Source organism: Microbispora sitophila (assembly GCF_014892245.1).
Classification (GTDB): Bacteria; Actinomycetota; Actinomycetes; order Streptosporangiales; family Streptosporangiaceae; genus Microbispora; species Microbispora siamensis.
In genome coordinates, this window is the sequence record NZ_JADBGC010000007.1 from 300,285 (window position 1) to 318,517 (window position 18,233).

At 71.3% G+C, this 18,233-nt stretch carries 19 protein-coding genes; 12 read left to right on the plus strand and 7 right to left on the minus strand.

Going from position 1 to position 18,233, the window contains the following annotated elements; translation table 11 throughout:
- Positions 1-2 precede the first annotated feature (2 nt).
- On the minus strand, positions 3-791 hold the full coding sequence (locus IL992_RS15470; protein WP_193204033.1) for a hypothetical protein: 789 nt from the start codon (positions 789-791) through the stop codon (positions 3-5).
- 116 nt (positions 792-907) lie between these two features.
- Here IL992_RS15470 and IL992_RS15475 point away from each other — a divergent pair, with 116 nt between their 5' ends.
- Positions 908-3,187 (plus strand): polysaccharide lyase 8 family protein, encoded by a 2,280-nt coding sequence (locus IL992_RS15475; RefSeq protein WP_319018560.1) that lies wholly within the window; start codon positions 908-910, stop codon positions 3,185-3,187.
- Positions 3,188-3,211: 24 nt separating this feature from the next.
- Positions 3,212-4,210 (plus strand): small ribosomal subunit Rsm22 family protein, encoded by a 999-nt coding sequence (locus tag IL992_RS15480; RefSeq protein WP_319018561.1) that lies wholly within the window; start codon positions 3,212-3,214, stop codon positions 4,208-4,210.
- Here the strand turns inward: IL992_RS15480 and IL992_RS15485 are convergent.
- Positions 4,153-4,611 (minus strand): MerR family transcriptional regulator, encoded by a 459-nt coding sequence (locus IL992_RS15485; protein WP_193204036.1) that lies wholly within the window; start codon positions 4,609-4,611, stop codon positions 4,153-4,155. The two genes, IL992_RS15480 and IL992_RS15485, sit on opposite strands and share 58 nt — an antisense overlap.
- A gap of 82 nt (positions 4,612-4,693) precedes the next feature.
- Here IL992_RS15485 and IL992_RS15490 point away from each other — a divergent pair, with 82 nt between their 5' ends.
- From IL992_RS15490 to IL992_RS15500, 3 genes are all read left to right on the plus strand, one after another.
- Entirely contained in the window at positions 4,694-5,398 is a 705-nt protein-coding gene (locus tag IL992_RS15490; protein ID WP_319018562.1) for an SDR family NAD(P)-dependent oxidoreductase, read from the plus strand.
- 192 nt (positions 5,399-5,590) lie between these two features.
- Positions 5,591-6,889 carry a PP2C family protein-serine/threonine phosphatase gene (locus tag IL992_RS15495; protein ID WP_193204038.1) on the plus strand — a complete coding sequence of 433 codons (1,299 nt, stop codon included), beginning with the start codon at positions 5,591-5,593 and terminating at the stop codon, positions 6,887-6,889.
- Positions 6,879-7,253: an STAS domain-containing protein gene (locus IL992_RS15500; RefSeq protein ID WP_319018563.1), complete on the plus strand. Its 375-nt coding sequence runs from the start codon at positions 6,879-6,881 to the stop codon at positions 7,251-7,253. Before IL992_RS15495 ends, IL992_RS15500 begins: the two co-directional genes overlap by 11 nt.
- 6 nt (positions 7,254-7,259) lie before the next feature.
- On the opposite strand, the gene IL992_RS15505 is transcribed toward IL992_RS15500, so the two are convergent.
- Entirely contained in the window at positions 7,260-7,586 is a 327-nt protein-coding gene (locus tag IL992_RS15505) for a hypothetical protein (protein ID WP_193204039.1), read from the minus strand.
- A 115-nt stretch (positions 7,587-7,701) separates the two neighbouring features.
- A complete protein-coding gene (locus tag IL992_RS15510) occupies positions 7,702-8,100 on the minus strand; it encodes a hypothetical protein (protein WP_193204040.1) in 399 nt (132 codons plus the stop codon).
- Positions 8,101-8,328: 228 nt separating this feature from the next.
- Between IL992_RS15510 and IL992_RS15515 the strand changes: the two genes are divergently transcribed.
- The 7 genes from IL992_RS15515 to IL992_RS15545 all read left to right on the plus strand — a co-directional run bounded on the left by IL992_RS15515 (position 8,329) and on the right by IL992_RS15545 (position 15,018).
- Positions 8,329-8,517, plus strand: a complete 189-nt coding sequence (locus tag IL992_RS15515; RefSeq protein ID WP_193204041.1) for a hypothetical protein — start codon at positions 8,329-8,331, stop codon at positions 8,515-8,517.
- Positions 8,514-8,903 (plus strand): SMP-30/gluconolactonase/LRE family protein, encoded by a 390-nt coding sequence (locus tag IL992_RS15520; protein ID WP_193204042.1) that lies wholly within the window; start codon positions 8,514-8,516, stop codon positions 8,901-8,903. The genes IL992_RS15515 and IL992_RS15520 overlap by 4 nt, the downstream gene beginning before the upstream one ends.
- On the plus strand, positions 8,876-9,568 hold the full coding sequence (locus tag IL992_RS15525; protein ID WP_193204043.1) for a response regulator: 693 nt from the start codon (positions 8,876-8,878) through the stop codon (positions 9,566-9,568). Before IL992_RS15520 ends, IL992_RS15525 begins: the two co-directional genes overlap by 28 nt.
- 29 nt (positions 9,569-9,597) lie before the next feature.
- Entirely contained in the window at positions 9,598-10,686 is a 1,089-nt protein-coding gene (locus tag IL992_RS15530) for a sensor histidine kinase (protein ID WP_319018581.1), read from the plus strand.
- A gap of 490 nt (positions 10,687-11,176) precedes the next feature.
- Entirely contained in the window at positions 11,177-12,409 is a 1,233-nt protein-coding gene (locus IL992_RS15535; protein WP_193204044.1) for a DUF418 domain-containing protein, read from the plus strand.
- A 648-nt stretch (positions 12,410-13,057) separates the two neighbouring features.
- Entirely contained in the window at positions 13,058-14,395 is a 1,338-nt protein-coding gene (locus IL992_RS15540; RefSeq protein ID WP_193204045.1) for a DUF3103 family protein, read from the plus strand.
- Positions 14,396-14,541: 146 nt separating this feature from the next.
- Entirely contained in the window at positions 14,542-15,018 is a 477-nt protein-coding gene (locus IL992_RS15545; protein WP_193204046.1) for an SMP-30/gluconolactonase/LRE family protein, read from the plus strand.
- Here IL992_RS15545 and IL992_RS15550 read toward each other — a convergent pair.
- The 3 genes from IL992_RS15550 to IL992_RS15560 all read right to left on the minus strand — a co-directional run bounded on the left by IL992_RS15550 (position 14,990) and on the right by IL992_RS15560 (position 18,160).
- Positions 14,990-15,403: a hypothetical protein gene (locus tag IL992_RS15550; protein WP_193204047.1), complete on the minus strand. Its 414-nt coding sequence runs from the start codon at positions 15,401-15,403 to the stop codon at positions 14,990-14,992. The genes IL992_RS15545 and IL992_RS15550 overlap by 29 nt on opposite strands.
- 7 nt (positions 15,404-15,410) lie before the next feature.
- Positions 15,411-15,767 carry a hypothetical protein gene (locus IL992_RS15555; RefSeq protein WP_193204048.1) on the minus strand — a complete coding sequence of 119 codons (357 nt, stop codon included), beginning with the start codon at positions 15,765-15,767 and terminating at the stop codon, positions 15,411-15,413.
- Positions 15,768-15,883: 116 nt separating this feature from the next.
- Positions 15,884-18,160, minus strand: a complete 2,277-nt coding sequence (locus IL992_RS15560) for a family 43 glycosylhydrolase (protein WP_319018564.1) — start codon at positions 18,158-18,160, stop codon at positions 15,884-15,886.
- Positions 18,161-18,233: the final 73 nt, after the last annotated feature.

The window sequence follows — 18,233 nt, forward strand, 5'->3', positions numbered from 1 at the left end:
CGTCACGCGCAGCCGACCCGCCGGGTGCTCAGGGCGATGTCGTCCACCCACAGGTCGTACGCCGCAGGGGAGGGGTTCGGCTGGTAGAGCTGCCAGCCGATCTTCACGGTGTCGAAGCGGGGGAAGACGAAGTCGACGTCGTTGCCCCCGTGGCCGCGGGTGGACACGGTGAGGTCGGGCTTGGCGACGCCGTCGAACCAGAGCGAGATCGTGTTGTCGGCCGGGTCCATCCGCCACTCGACGCACTGCCACACGTCCGCCCGCGACGGGGCCGACTCACGCCAGTTGGTCCAGTCGCCGGTCGGGCCGCCGTCCGCGCCGACGCCCCACAGGTCTTTGCCCAGCGTGGGGACGTACTGGCCCCCGAGCGGCCGGACGATCTCCGGACCCGCGCCGGTGGCCTCGACCAGCGTGTAGTGGGCCCAGTCGGGAGAGGTGGGGAACGCCTTGACGCGCAGCCGCAGGCGGCCGTAGAAGCCGTTGCCGGGCGGGGCGAAGTCGTCCACCTTGAGGAACGCCCGGCCGTTGCCCTCGGTGTGGACGTGCAGCATCTTCTGGCCGCGGTCGCCGCGCTCCACCGTGAGCGTGCCGTGCTTGGTGTCGACGCCCCAGTCGAGGCTCGCCGCGCCGCCGACCGGAAGGGACTGGAAGTCCTCGCAGAACAGCGTGCCGCCCTTCGCGCAGGTCCCCGGCCCGTGCGAGGCGGGCTCGGATGCGGAGGCGGCCGACGTCGCCGTCAGCGGCAGCAGCAGGGCCAGACAGGACGACACCACGGGTAACAGTCGTCGCACGACGCGCTCCTTTTCCCGGTGACAAGGGCAGAAGTAAGGTACGACATTTGGGAGCGCTCCCATAGATGGTGCGTGGAAGATCGATGAAAGGCAGGGATCGCGCGGATAATCTACGCGTGAAGGGACCTTCCCGGCGATTATTTCTCCAGCTCGGCGGCCTCGCCGTACTGACCGCGGCCTGTGCTCCCGGCGAGAGAACCGACGCCGGAGCCTTCACCCTGCTGCGCCGCCGATGGCGGGAGGTCACGCTCGGCTACCCGGGGACGTTCGACCCGGAGCGGGAGCCGTACCGGGCCCGGCTGGCGTGGCTGGGCGCGGAGGCCGCCCGGCACCGCGACGCGATGACGCCCACGCGCCGGTCGCTCTGGCCCGACCTGCCCTTCCCCTCGCTCGACGCCACGCCGGCCCGGCTGCGGGCGATGGCCCGGGCGTACGCGCTGCCGGGCACCGGGCTGACCGCCGAGCCGGGCCTCGGCACGGCCGTGGCCGAGGGCATCGAGCACTACGTGCGGCACGTGTACGCCGCGGACGCCGAGCAGACCGGCAACTGGTGGGACTGGCAGATCGGGACGCCCAGGGCGCTGCTCGACGCGGCCGTGCTGGCGGCTCCGCACCTGACGGACACCCAGGTCGCGGCGCTGTGCGCGGCGGTGGACACCTTCGTCCCGGAAAGCCGTCTGGACGACTACGCGGGCAACAGCACCGGGGCGAACCGGGTCGATCTATGCACGGTGACGCTGCTGCGGGCGATCGCCGGCGCCGACCCCGCCCGTGCCGCGCTCGCGGCCTCCGCGCTCTCCCCGGTGTTCCCCTACGTCACCGAGGGCGACGGCTTCTACCGCGACGGCTCGTTCATCCAGCATGGTTCCGTCCCCTACCAGGGCGGGTACGGCGCGGTGCTGCTGACCGGCCTCGCGACGCTGTTCGCGGTGCTGCGCGGCACGCCGTGGGAGATCACCGACCCCGCGGCGCGCACCGTCCTCGACGCCGTGGACCGGTCGTTCGCGCCCTTCGTCCACGACGGCGCGTGCATGGACCTCGTACGCGGACGGGGCATCGACAGGCGGCCGTACGGCGACCACAGGAGGGGCAGGGAGATCGCCGCGGCGGTCCTGCTGCTGGCCGAGACCGCCCCCGACGCCGAGCGGGCCCGCTGGCGGGCCATGGTCAAGGGCTGGGCCGTGCGCGACACCGCGAAGCGGATGCTCGGTGTGGCTGAGAGGGCGGCCGAGGGAAGCGACCTGGCGTTCCACGCGCGCCTGTCGGCCGTGCTGGGCGACGCGACCGTCCCGGCCGCCGCCGAGCCCACCGGGCACCGCCTGTTCCCCATGAGCGCCCGCGCCGTGCACCGCAGGCCCGGCTGGTGCGCGGCGGTCAGCATGGCCTCCTCCCGCGTCGCGCACTACGAGTACGGCAACGGCGAGAACCTGCGCGGCTGGCACACCGGCTCGGGGATGCTCTATTGGTGGACCACCGGCCGGGGGGACCAGTACTCCGACGCCTTCTGGCCCACCGTGGATCCCTACCGGCTGCCGGGCACGACGGTCTCCACCCGGCGGCTGCCGGACGGCGCGGGCGGCGAGTGGGGCGACACCCGCACGCCCGCCGAGTGGGTGGGCGGCGCGACCGACGGCGTGTACGCCGCGGTGGGCCAGCACCTGTACGGCCTGGAGAGCACGCTGGAGGCGTTCACGTCGTGGTTCTTCCTCGACGACGCCGTGGTCTGTCTCGGCGCCGGCATCACCTGCCGCGACGGCGTGCCGGTCGAGACCGTCGTGGACAACCGCAGGACCGGGGCCCGGCTCACCGTGGACACCGGATGGGCTCATCTGGACGGCCACGGCGGTTACGTCGTGCCCGCCGGGCAACCGCTGCGCACGCTGCGCGAGAACCGCACGGCCGCGGGGGTCACCCGGGCCTACGCGACACTGTGGCTCGACCACGGCGTGGACCCGGACGCGGCCGGTTACGTCTACCACCTCATGCCGGGGGCGGGCCCGGCCGAGACCGCGGCCCGCGCCGCCGACCCCGGCTGGGCCCGGGTGCTCGCCAACACCTCCGCGCAGCAGGGGATCGAGGTCCCGTCGCGGGGCGTCACCGCGGTGAACTTCTGGACGGATGGACGCGCGGGCGGCCTGACGGCCTCCGATCCGTGCGCGATCCTCGTACGCGACCTCGGCGACGGCACGGCCACGGTGACGGTGGCCGACCCCCGGCGCGCCCTCGACGGGCTGACGGTGACGTGGGACCGCCCGGTGGCCGGGCTCACGCGCGGCCACCGGCTCCTGGACCACGCGGAGACCGGCGCCCGGCTCACGCTCACGTTCGGCGGGCTGGCCGGTCACGAGGGCGCCTCCTGCACGGTGGCTGTACGGCTCGGCGCTTCGACAGCCTGAGCGGGGCCGGGCATCATGAACGCCGTGTCCACCCTGCCTGACGACCTCGACGACGCGCTGGAAGCGTCGCTCGGACGCTTCCCGTTGGCCGAGCTGACGCGAAGCGTGCAGACGCTCATCCGGCAGTATCGGGAGGGCTTCGACCGGAGCGTGCCCGCGCTGAACTCGGAGGTCGCGGTCGCGGCGTACGCCGGATATCGCATGCCGGCGACCTACAGCGCCGTGCGCGCGGCGCTGCGCCAGGTCGCCCTGCTGGCTCCCGGTTTCGCGCCGCAGACCCAGGTGGACGTGGGCGGCGGCACGGGCAGCGCGCTGTGGGCCGCGAGCGCGGTCTGGCCGATGCTGCGCACGGTCACCGTCCTGGAGCAGTCGCCCTCCGCCATCGCCTTCGGGCGGCGGCTGGCCGGTCGCGCCCCAGCGGCGGCCGTACGCGAGGCGCGCTGGCAGCAGGCGGTCGTCGACCGGAGCGTGCCCGCGCCCGCGGCCGACCTGGTCACGATGTCCTACGTGCTCGGCGAGCTGTCGCCCGCCGTGCGGGATGACGTGGTCGGGTCCCTGGCACGTGGAGCGGCCCGGGACGCGGCCATGCTGGTGATCGTCGAGCCGGGCACACCCGCCGGGTACGCCCGGATCGCGGCGGCCCGGCGGCTGCTGGCGGAGTCGGGCCTGCACGTGGTCGCGCCCTGCCCGCACGACGGCGAGTGCCCGATCCGCCCGGACCAGGACTGGTGTCACTTCGCGGTGCGCCTCAACCGCACCGCCCTGCATCGGCGGGTCAAGGACGGCACGCTGAGCTTCGAGGACGAGAAGTTCTCCTATGTCGCGGCGTCGGCCCGGCCGTGGCTCCGGGCCGAGAGCCGGATCCTGCGCCATCCCCTCAAGCGCAAGGGGCTGGTGACGCTGCGCCTGTGCACGGCCGAGGACGGGCTGGCCGACCGCGCGGTCTCCAAGCGGCAGGGCGAGATTTACCGCGAGGCGCGCGACGTCGTCTGGGGCGACGCCTGGCCGCCGCCCGCCGAATAGTGCTGTGACCGGCGCCGGGCCTCGCCCTGCGCCGCGTTCGCGGCCTGGTGCAGCGCCATGTGCAGCATGGCGTCCAGCGCCTCCTGGGAGTTCCGCAGCTCGTCGATCGTCTTGGTGATGCGAGCACGCTCGCGTCGCAGGCTGTCGACGAGTGCCGGGCAGCCGGACGGCGTCGCCACGTCGCCCTCGTCGTGGATGCAGTGCAGCAGCCGGGCGATGACCGCCGTCGGCAGCCCGGCGGCGAGCAGCATGCGGATGTGGCGCACCGCCACGACGTCCGTCTCGGCGTACTCCCGATAACCGTTGGCCAGCCGCGATGGCGTGAGCAGGCCCTGCTCCTCGTAGTAGCGCAGCAGCCGGCGGTTCACTCCGGTCTCCCGGGCCAGTTCGCCGATGCGCATGCGACTCCCTCCGCTTGACCATCACATGAATGTGACCCCCTACCGTCGCCCATTGTCATCGACACAGGAGAAGGGGGACGCGGTGCCTGGAGCAGTGATCATTGGGGCGGGGCCGGGGATCGGTCAGGCGGTGGCCCGCCGGTTCGCCCGGGAGGGGTTCGCGATCACGTTGATCGCGCGGAGTGACTCGACGTTGCGCGCCGGTGCGGAGGCCGTCGCGCGCAGCGACGTCCCCGTGCTCGCTCTGGCGGCCGACAGCACCGACGAGCACGCGCTGCGGAGCGCGCTCGACGAGGCCGCCGACCGGCACGGCCTGCCGGAGGTGGTGGTGTACAACGCGGCGATCATCCAAGCCGACGGGCCGGGAGATCTACCGCTGCGCGGTCATCTGGACGCCTGGGCGGTCAACGTGGTCGGCGCGCTGACCGCCGCCGCACACGTCGCCCCCGCCATGGCGGCTCGCGGCAGCGGCTCCTTCCTCATCACTGGGGGCATGCCCGAGCCCAAGCCGCAGTACGTGAGCCTGTCCCTGGGCAAGGCCGGGGTCCGCACCCTGGTGACGCTGCTGGACCAGCGGTACGGTCCCTCCGGGGTACACGTGGCGAGCGTCACCGTGGCCGGCCCGGTCGCCCCCGGGACGGACTTCGACCCGGACGACATCGCCGAGCGCTACTGGCGCCTGCACACACAGCCACGCGGACGCTGGGAGCGCGAGGTGCTGCACACCGGCCGTACGACCGACTCGGCCAACGCGGATGCCGTCGGCGGGACCAGGCCGATTCCCTAGGAGGGCGTCGCCGCCGGACCGCGTCGTGGGCCTGGCCCTCCACGCGAGTCCGGCAGGTCAGGGAAGGAACAGTTCAACGGTTTCGTAGGATAGGGCAAATCATTCACCGGCCAAGCGGATCTCCGAGGCCCCGGCCCGGTGTGACGGAAGGAGCCCGCGGTCAGCACCGTCGACGAAGCGCCCGGCAGACCGATGCCGCTCGCCTCCACCGCGGAGGCGAGCCGTCTCGCGGCCGTGCGCCGCTACGCCGCACTGGAGACCGCCTCCGGCGCGGCGTTCGACCGGGTGGCCGCGCTGGCCGCGCGGATCTTCCGCGCTCCCTTCGCCACCGTGACGATCGTCGGCGACGACACGGTCCGCGTCATCGCCGCGCACGGGCTGCCACCGTGCCGCGGGCTCGTCGAGAGCCTGTGCGCCTCGGCCGTCCGGCACGGCGGCCCGTACGTCGTCCGCGACACGCTGCTGGACCCGCGAGCGGCCGGGGACCCGGCGGTGCGCGGCGAGCCGGGCATCCGTTTCTACGCCGCCGCGCTGATCACGACGCCCGACGGCGAGGCTTTGGGCAGCGTCAACGTCATGGACGTCCAGCCTCGTGAGGCCGGCGATGAGGAGCTGGCCTGCCTGCGTGACCTGGCCGGCCTCGTCATGGACGAACTGGAGGTGCGGCTGGCCACGCACCGCACGGTCGAGGTCGAAAGGGAGCTCCGCGCGGGCGCCGAGCGGCTGGCCCGCACCCTGCAGCGCACCCTGCTTCCTCCGGCGCTGCCCCGGGTGCCCGGCCTGTGCGCGGCCGCCGCCTACCACCCCGTCTCGGCCGACGAGGTGGGCGGCGACTTCTACGACCTGTTCCCCCTCGACGGCGACCGGTGGGGGTTCTTCCTGGGCGACGTCTGCGGCAAGGGCGCCGATGCCGCCGCGCTGACGTCGCTGGTCCGCTACACCCTGCGCGCCGCGGCCGTCTACGACGCCGACCCGCACGCGGTGCTGGCCAACCTCGACGCGGTCCTGCAACAGGAGCACGCGGGCGGCGAGGCCCCGGCGCCGTACTGCACGGCGGTCTTCGGCGTCCTGCAGCCCGACGGCGACGGTTTCGGCGTCACGCTCGCCACCGGGGGCCATCCCCCGGCGCTGGCGGTGCGGTCGAACGGCGCCGTCGAGCCCATCCATCCGGTCGGCGGGCAGCTGATCGGCATCCTCCGCAATCCCCACTTCGCCCAGGTGAGCGCCCGCCTGAACGCCGGTGACGCGCTGCTGCTCTACACCGACGGCCTCACCGAGGCGCGGACGCCGTCCGGCTCGATGCTCGACGAGGACGGGCTGACCGCGTATCTCGCCGCCGCCGGGCCCACGAGCGCAGACGCCCTCCTGACCACCGTGCACGACCTGATCATGGCCCTGGGCAAGGGGGTGTCCGACGACACCGCGGTCCTCGCCCTCTCCGTACCGCCCGCCACTCGAACGCCGTCCTCCGGGAGTCTCGGTGCAGCATGACAACGGTCTGACCGTCAGCCTCCAGTCGCACACCTCCGGGCCGCGCCTGCTGGTCGTGGCCGGTGACCTGGATCATCACACCACTCCACGCCTGCGGGCGGCCCTGGAGGAGGTCGAGTTCGGCCCCGACGCCGGCCTGGTGATCGACCTGTCCGGCCTGACCTTCTGCGACTCCACCGGCATCGCCACACTGGTCGCGGCCCACCAGCGCGCCGCCGACGCGGGCGCCGCCCTGCTCCTCGCCGGGCTGGACTCCGACATCGCCCGTGTCTTCCAGATCATGGGTCTCGACCAGCTGCTTTCCTTCTACGACAGCCCGGAAGAGGCCGTACGCGCGCTGAGTGAACGAGCAGGGGGCCGGTGACCCCTCTCAGAGGGGCGCGGCGGCGACGGCGACCGTGATGTTCTGCCGGATGTCGCAGTTCCTGGCCCGGCGGCAGAAACCGTCCGCCACACTGGTCGCCCCGCCCGCGGTGCTGGCCGCCGTGTGCTGGTGGCCGCGATTGCGCGTGGGGCTGTCCAGATAGACGATGGTCCGGTTGCGGGCGCCGTTGCCGACGGAGACCGGGCCGTCACCGTCCCCCCGCCCGGCCCGGGCGTTCGCGGGAGCGGTGAGGAGGACCTGCGCGGCGGCGGCCGCGACGAGGACGACGGCGAACAGCGGGACACGCCGACACGCGCCGCATGAATGAAGCATCCGCCACCGCCCATCCGCCCGCCGACATTCTGCTCACACCGTAGCCTCCGCCGGGGTCCGGCCGATGTTTTCCGACGTGCGTGTCCCGCCATGTTCTCGGCCGTTTCGCCGCGCGTCAGCGTCCGTTGATCACGGTGCCGCTCGTCCTGGGGGAGCTCTGGTTGCGGCCCCAGAGGTTCTGGGAGCCCCTGCAGCCGGGGCGGCGCCGGCAGTTGGCGGCCTGGGTGTTCACCGACGCGTCCACTCCCGTGATGACCTGCTGAGCGCCCGTCATGTTCCGCTGGCTGCCGACGAGCAAGGAGTTCAGGTTGTTCTGACCGTTGTTGATCACGTACCTGGAGTTGGCGCCGTTTCCGTCGCCACTGCCCCATCCTCGGCCCGTCGCCGCGTCCGCGCTCACGGGGGCGAGCGCGACGCCCGCGCTCGTGAGCGTCAGCGCGGTCAGCGCCAGCAGTCGCGCCGCCGGGCCGGTGAGCGCGTGCCGCCCCCTGTTGTGAGCCCTGTGACGAGCCATGTTCCCCTGCGCCTTCCCCGTCGTCCGTCAAGGAGATCCGCTCGCACGGACCTGCCGGGCATCTACCCCGGAGGGACGCGCCGGTCACGGCCGCTGAACGAGGATTAGGACCTCCCAGCGGAACGATCTCCGTTGTGCTCCGATCCCTCGCGGTAGCGGCCGGGAAGCACCCGGAAACTGTCGTAGCGGCGGCGTACTGTCCATTCGACGTGGCGAAGGGAGTCTTCGATGTCGGAAGTGCGCACGTGGCTGACGGGTCTCGGGTTGGTCGAGTCGCCACGCTGGCACGACGGCCGCCTGTACTTCTCCGACTGGACAGCGCGGGAGGAGAGCGACGCGCTGGTCGAGCGCATCGAGGCCGGTTTCGACGAGCGCGGGTTCGGCTGGTGGGCGGTCGAGGCGGACGGGACGAGGTGATCGCGCTCGACCTGGACGGCAAGCACGAGGTGGTGGCGCGGGTGGACTCGCTCCCGCTCTGCACGGCCTGGCAGGCCGACGGACGGCTGGTGATCGTCGACTCCGCGCGGGGGCTGCTGGTGCGATCGGAACCCGACGGCTCGCTTGCGACCCTGGCCGACCTCACCGGTCCCGGGCGCGGCTGGAACGACATCGTCATCGACGGCCGCGGCAACGTCTACGTCAATCGCATCGGCTTCGACATGCTCACCGGCGAGGCCTTCGCCCCCGGATACGTCGCCAATCTTGAGGCATGGCGCAGCGCTCCAGGCACTGCAACCAATCGGAGTTTTAAGATCGGCAAGCAAGGCTGGCCAGAGTGGGCGAGAGCGAGGCGGAGCACGTGATCCGGGTAGTGGTGGTGGACGACGAGGCTCTGGTGCGGTCGGGATTCAGCCTCATCCTCGGTGCGGCCGACGACATCGAGGTCGTCGCGACCGCGAGCGGGGGCGACGCCGTCGAGACCATCCGCCGGGAGCAGCCCGACGTGGTGCTGCTGGACATCCGGATGCCGGACGTCGACGGACTCACCGTCCTGCACCAGCTGCGGATGATGCCGAACGCACCCGTGGTGGCGATGCTGACGACGTTCGACACCGATGAGTACGTTCTGACCGCGCTGCACTCCGGCGCGGCCGGTTTCCTGCTCAAGGACACCGAACCCGACCAGCTCGCCCACCTGGTGCGCACCCTCGCAGCGGGCGGCGTGGTGCTGTCGCCCAAGGCGTCCCGGGCCCTGCTGCACAGTCACCCCGGCACCGAGGCGGCTGTCGACGAGGAGGCGGCTCGCGTCCGGCTGCTCACCCCCCGCGAGCGTGACGTCCTGGTCCTGGTGTCGGAGGGGTTGTCGAACGCCGACATCGGGGCGCGTATCCACCTGGGCGCCGGCACGGTCAAAGACCATGTCAGCGCGATCCTCACGAAGCTGCGGGTGACGAGCCGGGTACAGGCCGCACTGCTGGCACAGCGGGCCGGGCTGCTCGACGAACGCAAGCAGTCGCAGGCGGGATGATGAGCCGCGCAGGCGCCCTGTTGGGGCGCGTGCCCGCGCGGGTCGTCGACCTCGCCCTGGTGACGGTGGCGGCCCTGGACGTGTGGGTGAACACCTGGGAGGAAACCCGCCTCGGCGTCGTGTTCGCCGTGCTCGGCTGCGGCGCGCTGGTCTTCCGGCGCAGATTCCCGTTCCCCGTCTTCCTGCTCACCCTGCCCATCATGGTCACGACCGAGGTGGCCGTCGCTCCGCTCGTGGCGCTGTTCACCGTGGCCGAACGCTCCCGCAACCGCCGCTTTCTCGCGGTATGCGTCGCCTTGACCGCCATCGCGGGCAGCATTCCGTGGCCTCCGTCCGACCTCTCCGAAGTCGGCCAGACCTTTACGCTGCTCTTCTTCGTCTACAACCTGGCGATCGCCGTCGCCCCGGTCCTGTTCGGTCAGCTCGTCCAGGCGCGACGGGACCTGGCCCGGCGGCTGGAGGAGATTGAGGAGGCCAGGGAACACGAACGTGCCCTGCACGCTCAGGCCGTGGTCGCCAGGGAACGTGCCCAACTGTCTCGGGAGATGCACGACGTGGTCTCCCACCAGGTGAGCCTGATCGCGGTGCAGGCCGGAGCCCTGCAGGTCGCTACCAAGGACGCGGACGCCAAAGAGGCTGCCCGAACGATCCGTTCGCTGAGCGTCACCACGCTCGACGAACTGCGCACCATGGTCGCGCTGCTGCGCGCCTCCGGCGGCCACGCCACCGAGCTGACTCCTCAGCCCACCCTGGCCGACCTGCATCAATTGGTGGAATCAAGCGGCACTCACGCGGAGCTGACGGGCGAGCTGCCGCCCACCGTGGGCACACCCGCGCAACGGGCCATCTACCGCACGGTCCAGGAGGCGCTGACCAACGTCCGCAAGCACGCCCCCGGCGCCACCGCTTGCGTCGAGCTGTGGCAGGAAGGCGACGGCATCGGAGTGACCGTCACCAACACTCCGCCCACGCGTCCCTCCCTCTCCCTCCCCGGTTCGCAGCAGGGCTTGGTCGGTCTGCGGGAACGGGCCGAGATCCTGCATGGCACCCTGGATGCGGGCCCGACCGTGGAGGGCGGCTACCGGGTGCGGCTGCGGATTCCCCTCAGCGCGGACTGACCTACCCCTCATGCTGTTCCGTCGGCTTGCGGCTCACGAAACCCACTCGTGGTTCGCGGCCGGCAACGAGAAAGGGCGCTGGCGCCGCCGAACAGCGCGGTCGGCCGAGCCAGCCAGTCCCACACCACACGTCTGCAACGAACGAAGGCGCCCGCCGCCGGCGTCAGAGCGAGGAATTCCAGAAACTCGCCCCTGCCAGGACGGCGTCACGGCCCGGTACGTCGGCCGATGATCCGAGGAAGCCCTCGCGGCTCGTTGTGTCGCGTACGGTCTGTCATGCCTCCAGCCTGGAAGCCCGTCCGCCCCACGCCCACCCGGCAACTGTCGGGTCCACCCCCGCCGAGTGGCTGAAGAAGACCGCCGTCCGGTCGCGCCGGACCGATCGGGACGAGACTCCGCCGGTCGGCAGGGCGGTACCCGCCGATCGGCGGGGCCATTACCGAAGACTGCCGGATGGTCCGCCCCCTGACGTCCACACGAGATTCCCCGTATGACACAGACACAGCCGCCGCGGGAGACACCGGCTCCGCAGCCCCGAACCCCGCCCGAGCCCGCCGTGCCGGCCTCGCCCCGTCCCTCGATGGGACGCCTCGTCGGGGTGGACCTGGCCCGCGCGCTGGCGGTGTTCGGCATGTACGTCGTGCACATCGGCCCCCCGCTGTCGGCCACGCAGGGCGTCGCCAGCTGGATCCGCTACCTGGCGGACGGGCACTCGTCGGTCCTGTTCGCCACCCTCGCCGGGTTCTCCCTGATGCTGATCGCCGGCCGCAGGGAGCCGAAGACCGGCCTGGCCGGCCGGCAGGCGAAGGCCCGAATCGCGATCCGCGCCGTGATCCTGCTGGCGCTGGGCACCGCGATGGCGATGGAGTTCGGAGGAGTGATCATCCTCGGCTTCTACGGCGTCTACTTCCTCCTCGCCCTGCCCCTGGTACGCCTGTCGGCCAGGACACTCGCGATCACCGCAGCCGCACTCGCCCTCGTCACACCGCAGCTGGCCTTCGCCCTGAACTCGCTGCTGAGCGAGTCGGTCCAGCAGAGCATCAGCGCCTACGACCCGCTCCACCGCCTCAGCGACGTGGGAGTGCTCGATCTGCTGCTCACCGGCTTCTACCCGGCGCTCACGTGGATGCCGTTCGTGATCGCCGGTATGGCGCTGGGCCGCCTCGACCTGTCCTCCGGCACTGTCCAGCGGCGCCTGGCCGCGCTCGGTGCCGCCCTCACCGTGACCGCGTACGGCATGTCCTTGCTGCTGGCCGGCAAGGACGCGTTGAGGAGCCTCGCGGAAGACGGGTCGTCGTCCAGCGGCTCCGGGTCGGTGCCCCTCGACAGCGGGTCCTTCGAGCCTGATTTGTCGGCCTCGTCGCTCCTGACGGCCGGGCCGCACAGCGGCACCACGTTCGACATCATCGGCAGCGTCGGAGTCGCGATCCTCGTGATCGTCGGTGCGACGGTGGCAATGGACCGCCTGCCGCGACTGCGCCGCCTGGCGAAACCGGTCATCGCCGTGGGCACCATGTCCCTGACCGCCTACGTCGGCCACTTCCTCGCGCAGTCCGCGCTGTCCGTGCCCGCCGGGACCGGCACCCAGCAGTCATGGGTGCCGCTGCTCCTGTTCATCCTGGGGGCCACCCTGTTCGCCGCGATCTGGTCCCGCTTCTTCCGCCGCGGCCCCCTGGAGTACCTGCTCAACGCCGCCACCAAGCCGGCGAAGTACATCCGATGAGACCCGGCCGGGGTGGCCCGCCTCCACGCTCCACCCCGGCCTGGACGCCAGATCACGCCCTCGAACTGCTGCCGCAGCCGCTCGGGGTACGAGCCGAACCCGTCGATCGGCACATGGGGTTCAATAAACTCCCACTTCTCGTACGTCAGTTTGGGCACGCGTCACCCACGACGACCTACCGGATCAGAACCCACAACAAGGGCGAATCCTGAATTGATCACAACTCGATACGCACCCTAGTGAAGTGCTAACGCCGCGGCCGGTACTTCCTGTGAAGCCCTCTTTTAGGTCTCAAAAGAGCTCGCTGGTTCTGTTGAGCACCTCCGGGGTGGTGACCGCGAGTGCCATGTCAGGAGCCGGACGAGGGCCGGTGGCCAGCCCTTTCGTCACCTCCGGCAGCAGTCAACGAATCCGGCACGCGCATAAGTGGCTCACAAGGGCCTCCCGAAACACTGGTCCGGCAACGAGGCCGCCGCGCCGTGTGCACGTCTGGACATCGTTCACGTGGTCGTGCCGGTGCCGACGTTGTCCGAGCCCCCCGGCGCGGGTTCCCGTTCAAGGGACGATCAGGTGTTCACCACGAGGTCGTCCCGCGCACCCGCCGCCGCTGCTCGGGAGACCATTCCCTCGTACGTGAGGAACTTTCACGTGAAGAAAGTCGCGACATTAGCCGCACTCGCCCTGGCCGCCACCGTCGCCGGCAGCCTCTCCGCCTCACCCGCCGCAACGGCCGCACCGACCCCCGCCCAGAAGACGGCGGACGCCTCCGCCGCCAACGCCAGGGCCGCCACCATGGACGGTTTCAAGCGCCACCTCGCCGAGGAGGTGGCCCGCCGGCTGGGCGAGCGGCAGTTCCGGGACGCGCTCACCCGGGAGCTGGCCGACGACGGCGAGGCCGACCTGGCCGCGCTGCTCGGCTCGGTGCCGGGCGCCCGGGACCTGGCCGACTACGCCCGCAACGCCAACAGTGACATCCTCAAGCTCAAGGGCCTTCAGGCCGAGGAGTCGCTGCTGCAGATCCGGATCGACCCGAAGCAAGTCAAGCGCATCTCGGCGGGTCAGACCCTGGTGATGGCCACCCCGTCGGGTGACGAGAAGGCGGTTCGCACTGTCGTCGCCTTCGACTCCAAGGGCCACAGCCAGGAGCTCGACGCCTTCAAGGCGCCCAAGCGTCCGGTGCTGATCGTCGGCCTCGACGAGCAGAAGTCGGCCAAGCTGGCGCAGCGCTTCGTCCGGCAGCGCCTGACCGAGGCCGGCGTCGCCGGAACCGATCGACCGGCTGAGGACGATTCGCAACAGACCAAGGCTCTGGGGACGACGCGACCCGTTACCCACATCTTGAGCATCGTCAACAGAAACGACCATGAGCCCTGGTACAAGGGTGGACCGGAGATCTACGCCTGGGTCGCCGGCGCCGGTACCGATGGGAAGGCCCGCGTCGACCAAGTGGAGATGCCGTACATCCAACAGGAGGGCGTGTTCTACCAGCCGCGGCAGAACCTGATCGAGTGGTCCAACTTCAGTTGGACCTCTCTGGACGTCGTCTTCATGGAGCACGATGACAGCGCCGACCTGTCGGCACTGGCCCGTGCGGTCGTGGAAGGAGCGCTCGTCATCAGCGGCAATAGTCAGTATGTCCCGGTAGCCGACAAGATCATCGCAGCGCTGCCCTCCGACTGGACTAAAGACACCGATGACTGGGTCGAGCTGGTAATGGAGAAGGATGCGGCCGGCGGTCACTATCGAGCCGGCGTACCACATGCCGATGCGCTCGGCTTGCCGCTCGGCGTCCGCGTACATGGCCTCGGCCTCGGTGAACCGTCCGGAGACGGCCAGACGCCCCGCGCGCCACACCGTGTGCTGGAAGCGCGGCCACGGCAGGGGCATCCGGTTGAGAATCCGGTCGCATCGGGCGGCCGCCTTGTCGGCTCCCGGCAGGTCGAACAGCTCCATCCGGCGGTAGGTGAGCATCATCTCCGCGAGTAGTTCGAACTCGGGAGTCTGCGTCCGCCGTGCGAGCTCTCCGATCTCCTCGGCGATCTCCATGGCCTGCTCCGTGTAGATGCTGCTCGGGAGCGACAGGTACCGTGCGTTGAGTATCCGCATCAAGAGCTGCGGATCATCGAGCCGCCGTGCCATCCCGACGGCTTCCACGGCACGTCGGCCCCGACGGCGCGGTACGCCAGGTGGCGGACGACATCGCCTTTCCCAACGGCATGGCCGTGACGCAGGACAACGCGACGCTGATCGTCGCCGAATCGTACGGCAACAGGCTCATCGCCTTCGACATCGAGGCGGACGGCGGTCTGTCCAATCGCCGGGTTTGGGCCGACACGGGCGAGGACCACCCCGACGGCATCTGTATCGATGCCGAGGGCGCCGTCTGGTACGCCGACGTCGGCAACAAGCACTGCGTCCGGATCCGGGAGGGCGGTGAGGTCCTTCAGACCGAGGCCGACCGGGGATGCTTCGCCTGCACGCTCGGGGGCCGGGACGGGAAGACGCTGTTCATCGTGGCGTCCGAGTGGCGCATGCCCGAGATGGTGCCACCCGGAACGGGGCAAGTGCTCTCGGCCCAGGTCACGGTGCCCGGCGCGGGCTGGCCGTAGAAGTCCGGCGCCCGGCCTGCTCGGTGCCTCGCCGGGTTGGCGCCTCCGGAAGGCCGACCATGTCGTTCTGCCGGTCTGACGCGTGCATCCGCTGCGTCAGACGGCAGAAGCGGGACCACCGGCGGCAGACGCCGCTCTGCGCGTTCGCCAGACCGCCGACGCCGACCGTCCTCTGCTGGATTCCGGTCCCGTTCCGCGCGCTGCCCACCGTCAGTTGGCTGACGTTGCGTATTCCGTTGCCCAGGCGGACGGTGGTGCTGTTGCCGTTGCGGTCGCCGTTCCCGGCCGTCCGGGTGACCGCCGCGTACCCGGCGGCGGCAAGAGGCAACGCGGCGAGCGCCGCCGTCGCGATCGTGGCCGCCGCCAGGGCGAGACCGCCGCGCATCAGCCGGTCACCGCCGGCCGGCCCTGGCTGTGGTGGCGCGGATGTCCTGCGACAGCGCGCAGAGCCGGCCGTGCGGCCTGCACAGGCCGCCCTGCACGCTGCTGAGCCCGCCCACTCCCGCCGAGAACTGGTGCAGGTCGCCGCGCAGGCGCGTGCTGCCCATCGCCACCAGGTTGCGGTTGGCCGAGCCGTTGCCCACGCGTACGGCGGAGCGGTTCCCGTTGCCGTCACCGGCCGCCGCCGCGCCCGCGGTCACGGGCGCCGCCAGGGTCAGGGCCAGCGCGAGGGCGAGCGTCACCGCCGCCGTCGCGGGCCGTCGCGGAAGGGAGTCACGGGCTCCCGTGAGGGTGTGGATGATCGGCATCGAAGTGCCTCTACCCTGCCCGTGGGCCCGCGCCCCGGCCCCGGCGGAAACCGCAGCGGATCATTCCCCGCGCATTGACCGGCCGCCCCTTGGGTGAAGGGGCGGCCGGTCGCCGGTTATCGGCTGGTCACCTCGTACGTCCGCAGATAGTCGAACGTCGCCGTGGCGCCCGCCGTGTTCATCGAGATCAGGCCGATCTTCACCGGCCCGGTGCGCGGGAGCGACCAGGTGCCGCCCCAGATCCAGTGGGTGCCGTCGGTGCTCGACGCCATCCGGACGTCGTGTTCGCCGTTCTCCTCGTCGTAGTGGTAGAGCAGCCGCAGCCAGGTGGTCTCCGCGGCCGGGCCGCCGAACATCGGCGCGTTGGCGACCGCGGTGGGCGGGGTGGTGCCGGGGCGCGGCCCCTCCTTGCCGAACTCGGTCTGGTGCAGCACCGCGCCGCCCCCGTTGTTCAGCGGCAGGATCGAGTGGGTCAGCTTCAGCCACCGGTCGTCGTTCTCGTACAGCAGCAGACCGGCCTGCTGGTTGCCCTTCGTGCCGTTGAAGGTGAGCTTCGTCTCCACGGTGAAGTCACCCTGCGGCGCGTCGCGGAGCAGGATCGACGCGGTGTTGTTGCCCAGGTACAGCTCGGCGTTCTGGGTCGGCCAGACCAGGGAGCCGTTCGACAGGGTGGCCGACGGGTTGCGGACCTTGGTCCAGCCGGTGGGCGAGCCGGTGCCGTCGAACTCGTCGGAGTACGCGGGAAGCTGCTTGCCCAGGACGGGGTCGGGCACCCGCTCGGTCACCGGCTGGTACAGCGGAGCGGCTCCCACGTTGTCGGCGTCGGCCGCTCCCCGGGTCGTCACGCCGATGGCGCCCGAGGTGGGCGCCCCGTCGGGCAGCGTCGTGGCGACCGTCGCCACCGGGTCCCCGAGCCGGTCGGCCGACACCGACACGACCAGCGCGTTCCCGCGCCGCTCGGCGGCCACGTTGTGCCAGGAGCCGTAGTCGAACGAGGACGGCAGCGGGCTGGAGACCGTCGTCGTCTTCCCGTTCACCTTGGTCGTCACCACGAGCGCGCCCTGCTCCCGGTCGAGCCACGCGGTGATGTTCCTCGCGCCGTTCTCGCGGGTCACGAAGAGCCCGGCGGCGGTGCCGTCCTCGCCCAGCCGCAGGTCGGCCTCAACCCGCACGTCGCCCTGCACCCGGTCGTCGCTGAGCTCGCTGGTCGAGCCCTTGCCGGTGAGGTAGCCGAGCGAGTCGGGGTCGGAGGCGAGCTTCCACGGCCCGGTCCACCCGTCCTCGCCCTCGTTGAACGTGCCGCCCACGGTCCATGTGGTGACCGGCGCCGGCTGCTCGCCCGTGGACGGCCCGGCCCCGGCCCGTACGACCGGCCAGCCGTCGATCCAGTCGAGCCGGTCGATCATCAGCGGCCGGCGGGCCAGGTTGCTGATCGTCGTGCCCCAGGTCGTCGTGGCCTGCCCGAACTCGGGGGCCGACGAGGGGATCGCGTGGTAGACCAGCCAGTCCTGTCCGCTGAGGTCGGTCTGGATGGCGTTGTGGCCCGGGCCGACCCAGCCGTTGCCGTTGGCCGCGAGGACGATGCCGTCCTTGCTGGTCAGGTCCATCAGGTTGACGCCGGTCGGGGTGGTGAACGGCCCGAGCGGGCTGTCGGAGCGGCCGACCTTGACGGTGTAGCCGCTGAACGCGCCGTCACAGCACCCGGCGTCGGAGTAGAACAGGTAGTACTTGTCGTCGCGCCGGACGACGAAGCCGCCCTCCATGCGGCGCCCGCGGGCGATCTGCGTGACCGGGCCGGCGACCGCGGTCGCCTCGGCGTTCATCTTCGCGCCGCAGATCGTGTCGTAGCTGCCCCAGTAGAGGTAGTTGTCCCCGTTCACGTCGGTGTACATGGCCTGGTCGATGTTGCCGGTCGGACAGCCACTGCCGCCCGCCGGGACGATCCGCCCGTGATCGGTCCAGGGCCCGGTCGGGTGCGGGCTGGTCGCGAGCGCCACGCCGCCGGTGGAGAGCGCGTACGTCAGGTGGTAGGTCCCGTTCACGTACCGGATGTCCGGCGCCCAGGGACGCGTGCCGTTCGGCCACCACGAGGGGTGGTTGTCTCCCGTGTAGACGTCCCCCGCGTACGTCCAGTGCACCATGTCGGGGGACGTGAGCATCGGCAGGATGTGCTCGTTCTTCCCGTCGATCGGGTTCGTGGTGCCGTAGGCGTACCAGAGGCCGTCTTTGCCGCGGATCATCGTCGGGTCGGGGAAGGTCTGCACCGCCCCGGCGCTCACGGGGTTGGTGTAGGTGGGCCCGGTCGCCGCCTGCACTGTTGCTGCTTCGGCGGGAAGCGTCGCCGGGACCAGGGAGGACGCGAGGAGTAAGGTTCCGATCACCAGTTGTCTCACGGCGAGCACCGTAGACAGGGGAAATTTTTCCGTCGAGACGCCGTCAGAATCCCGTGTCCCAGCCGCCCCAGAG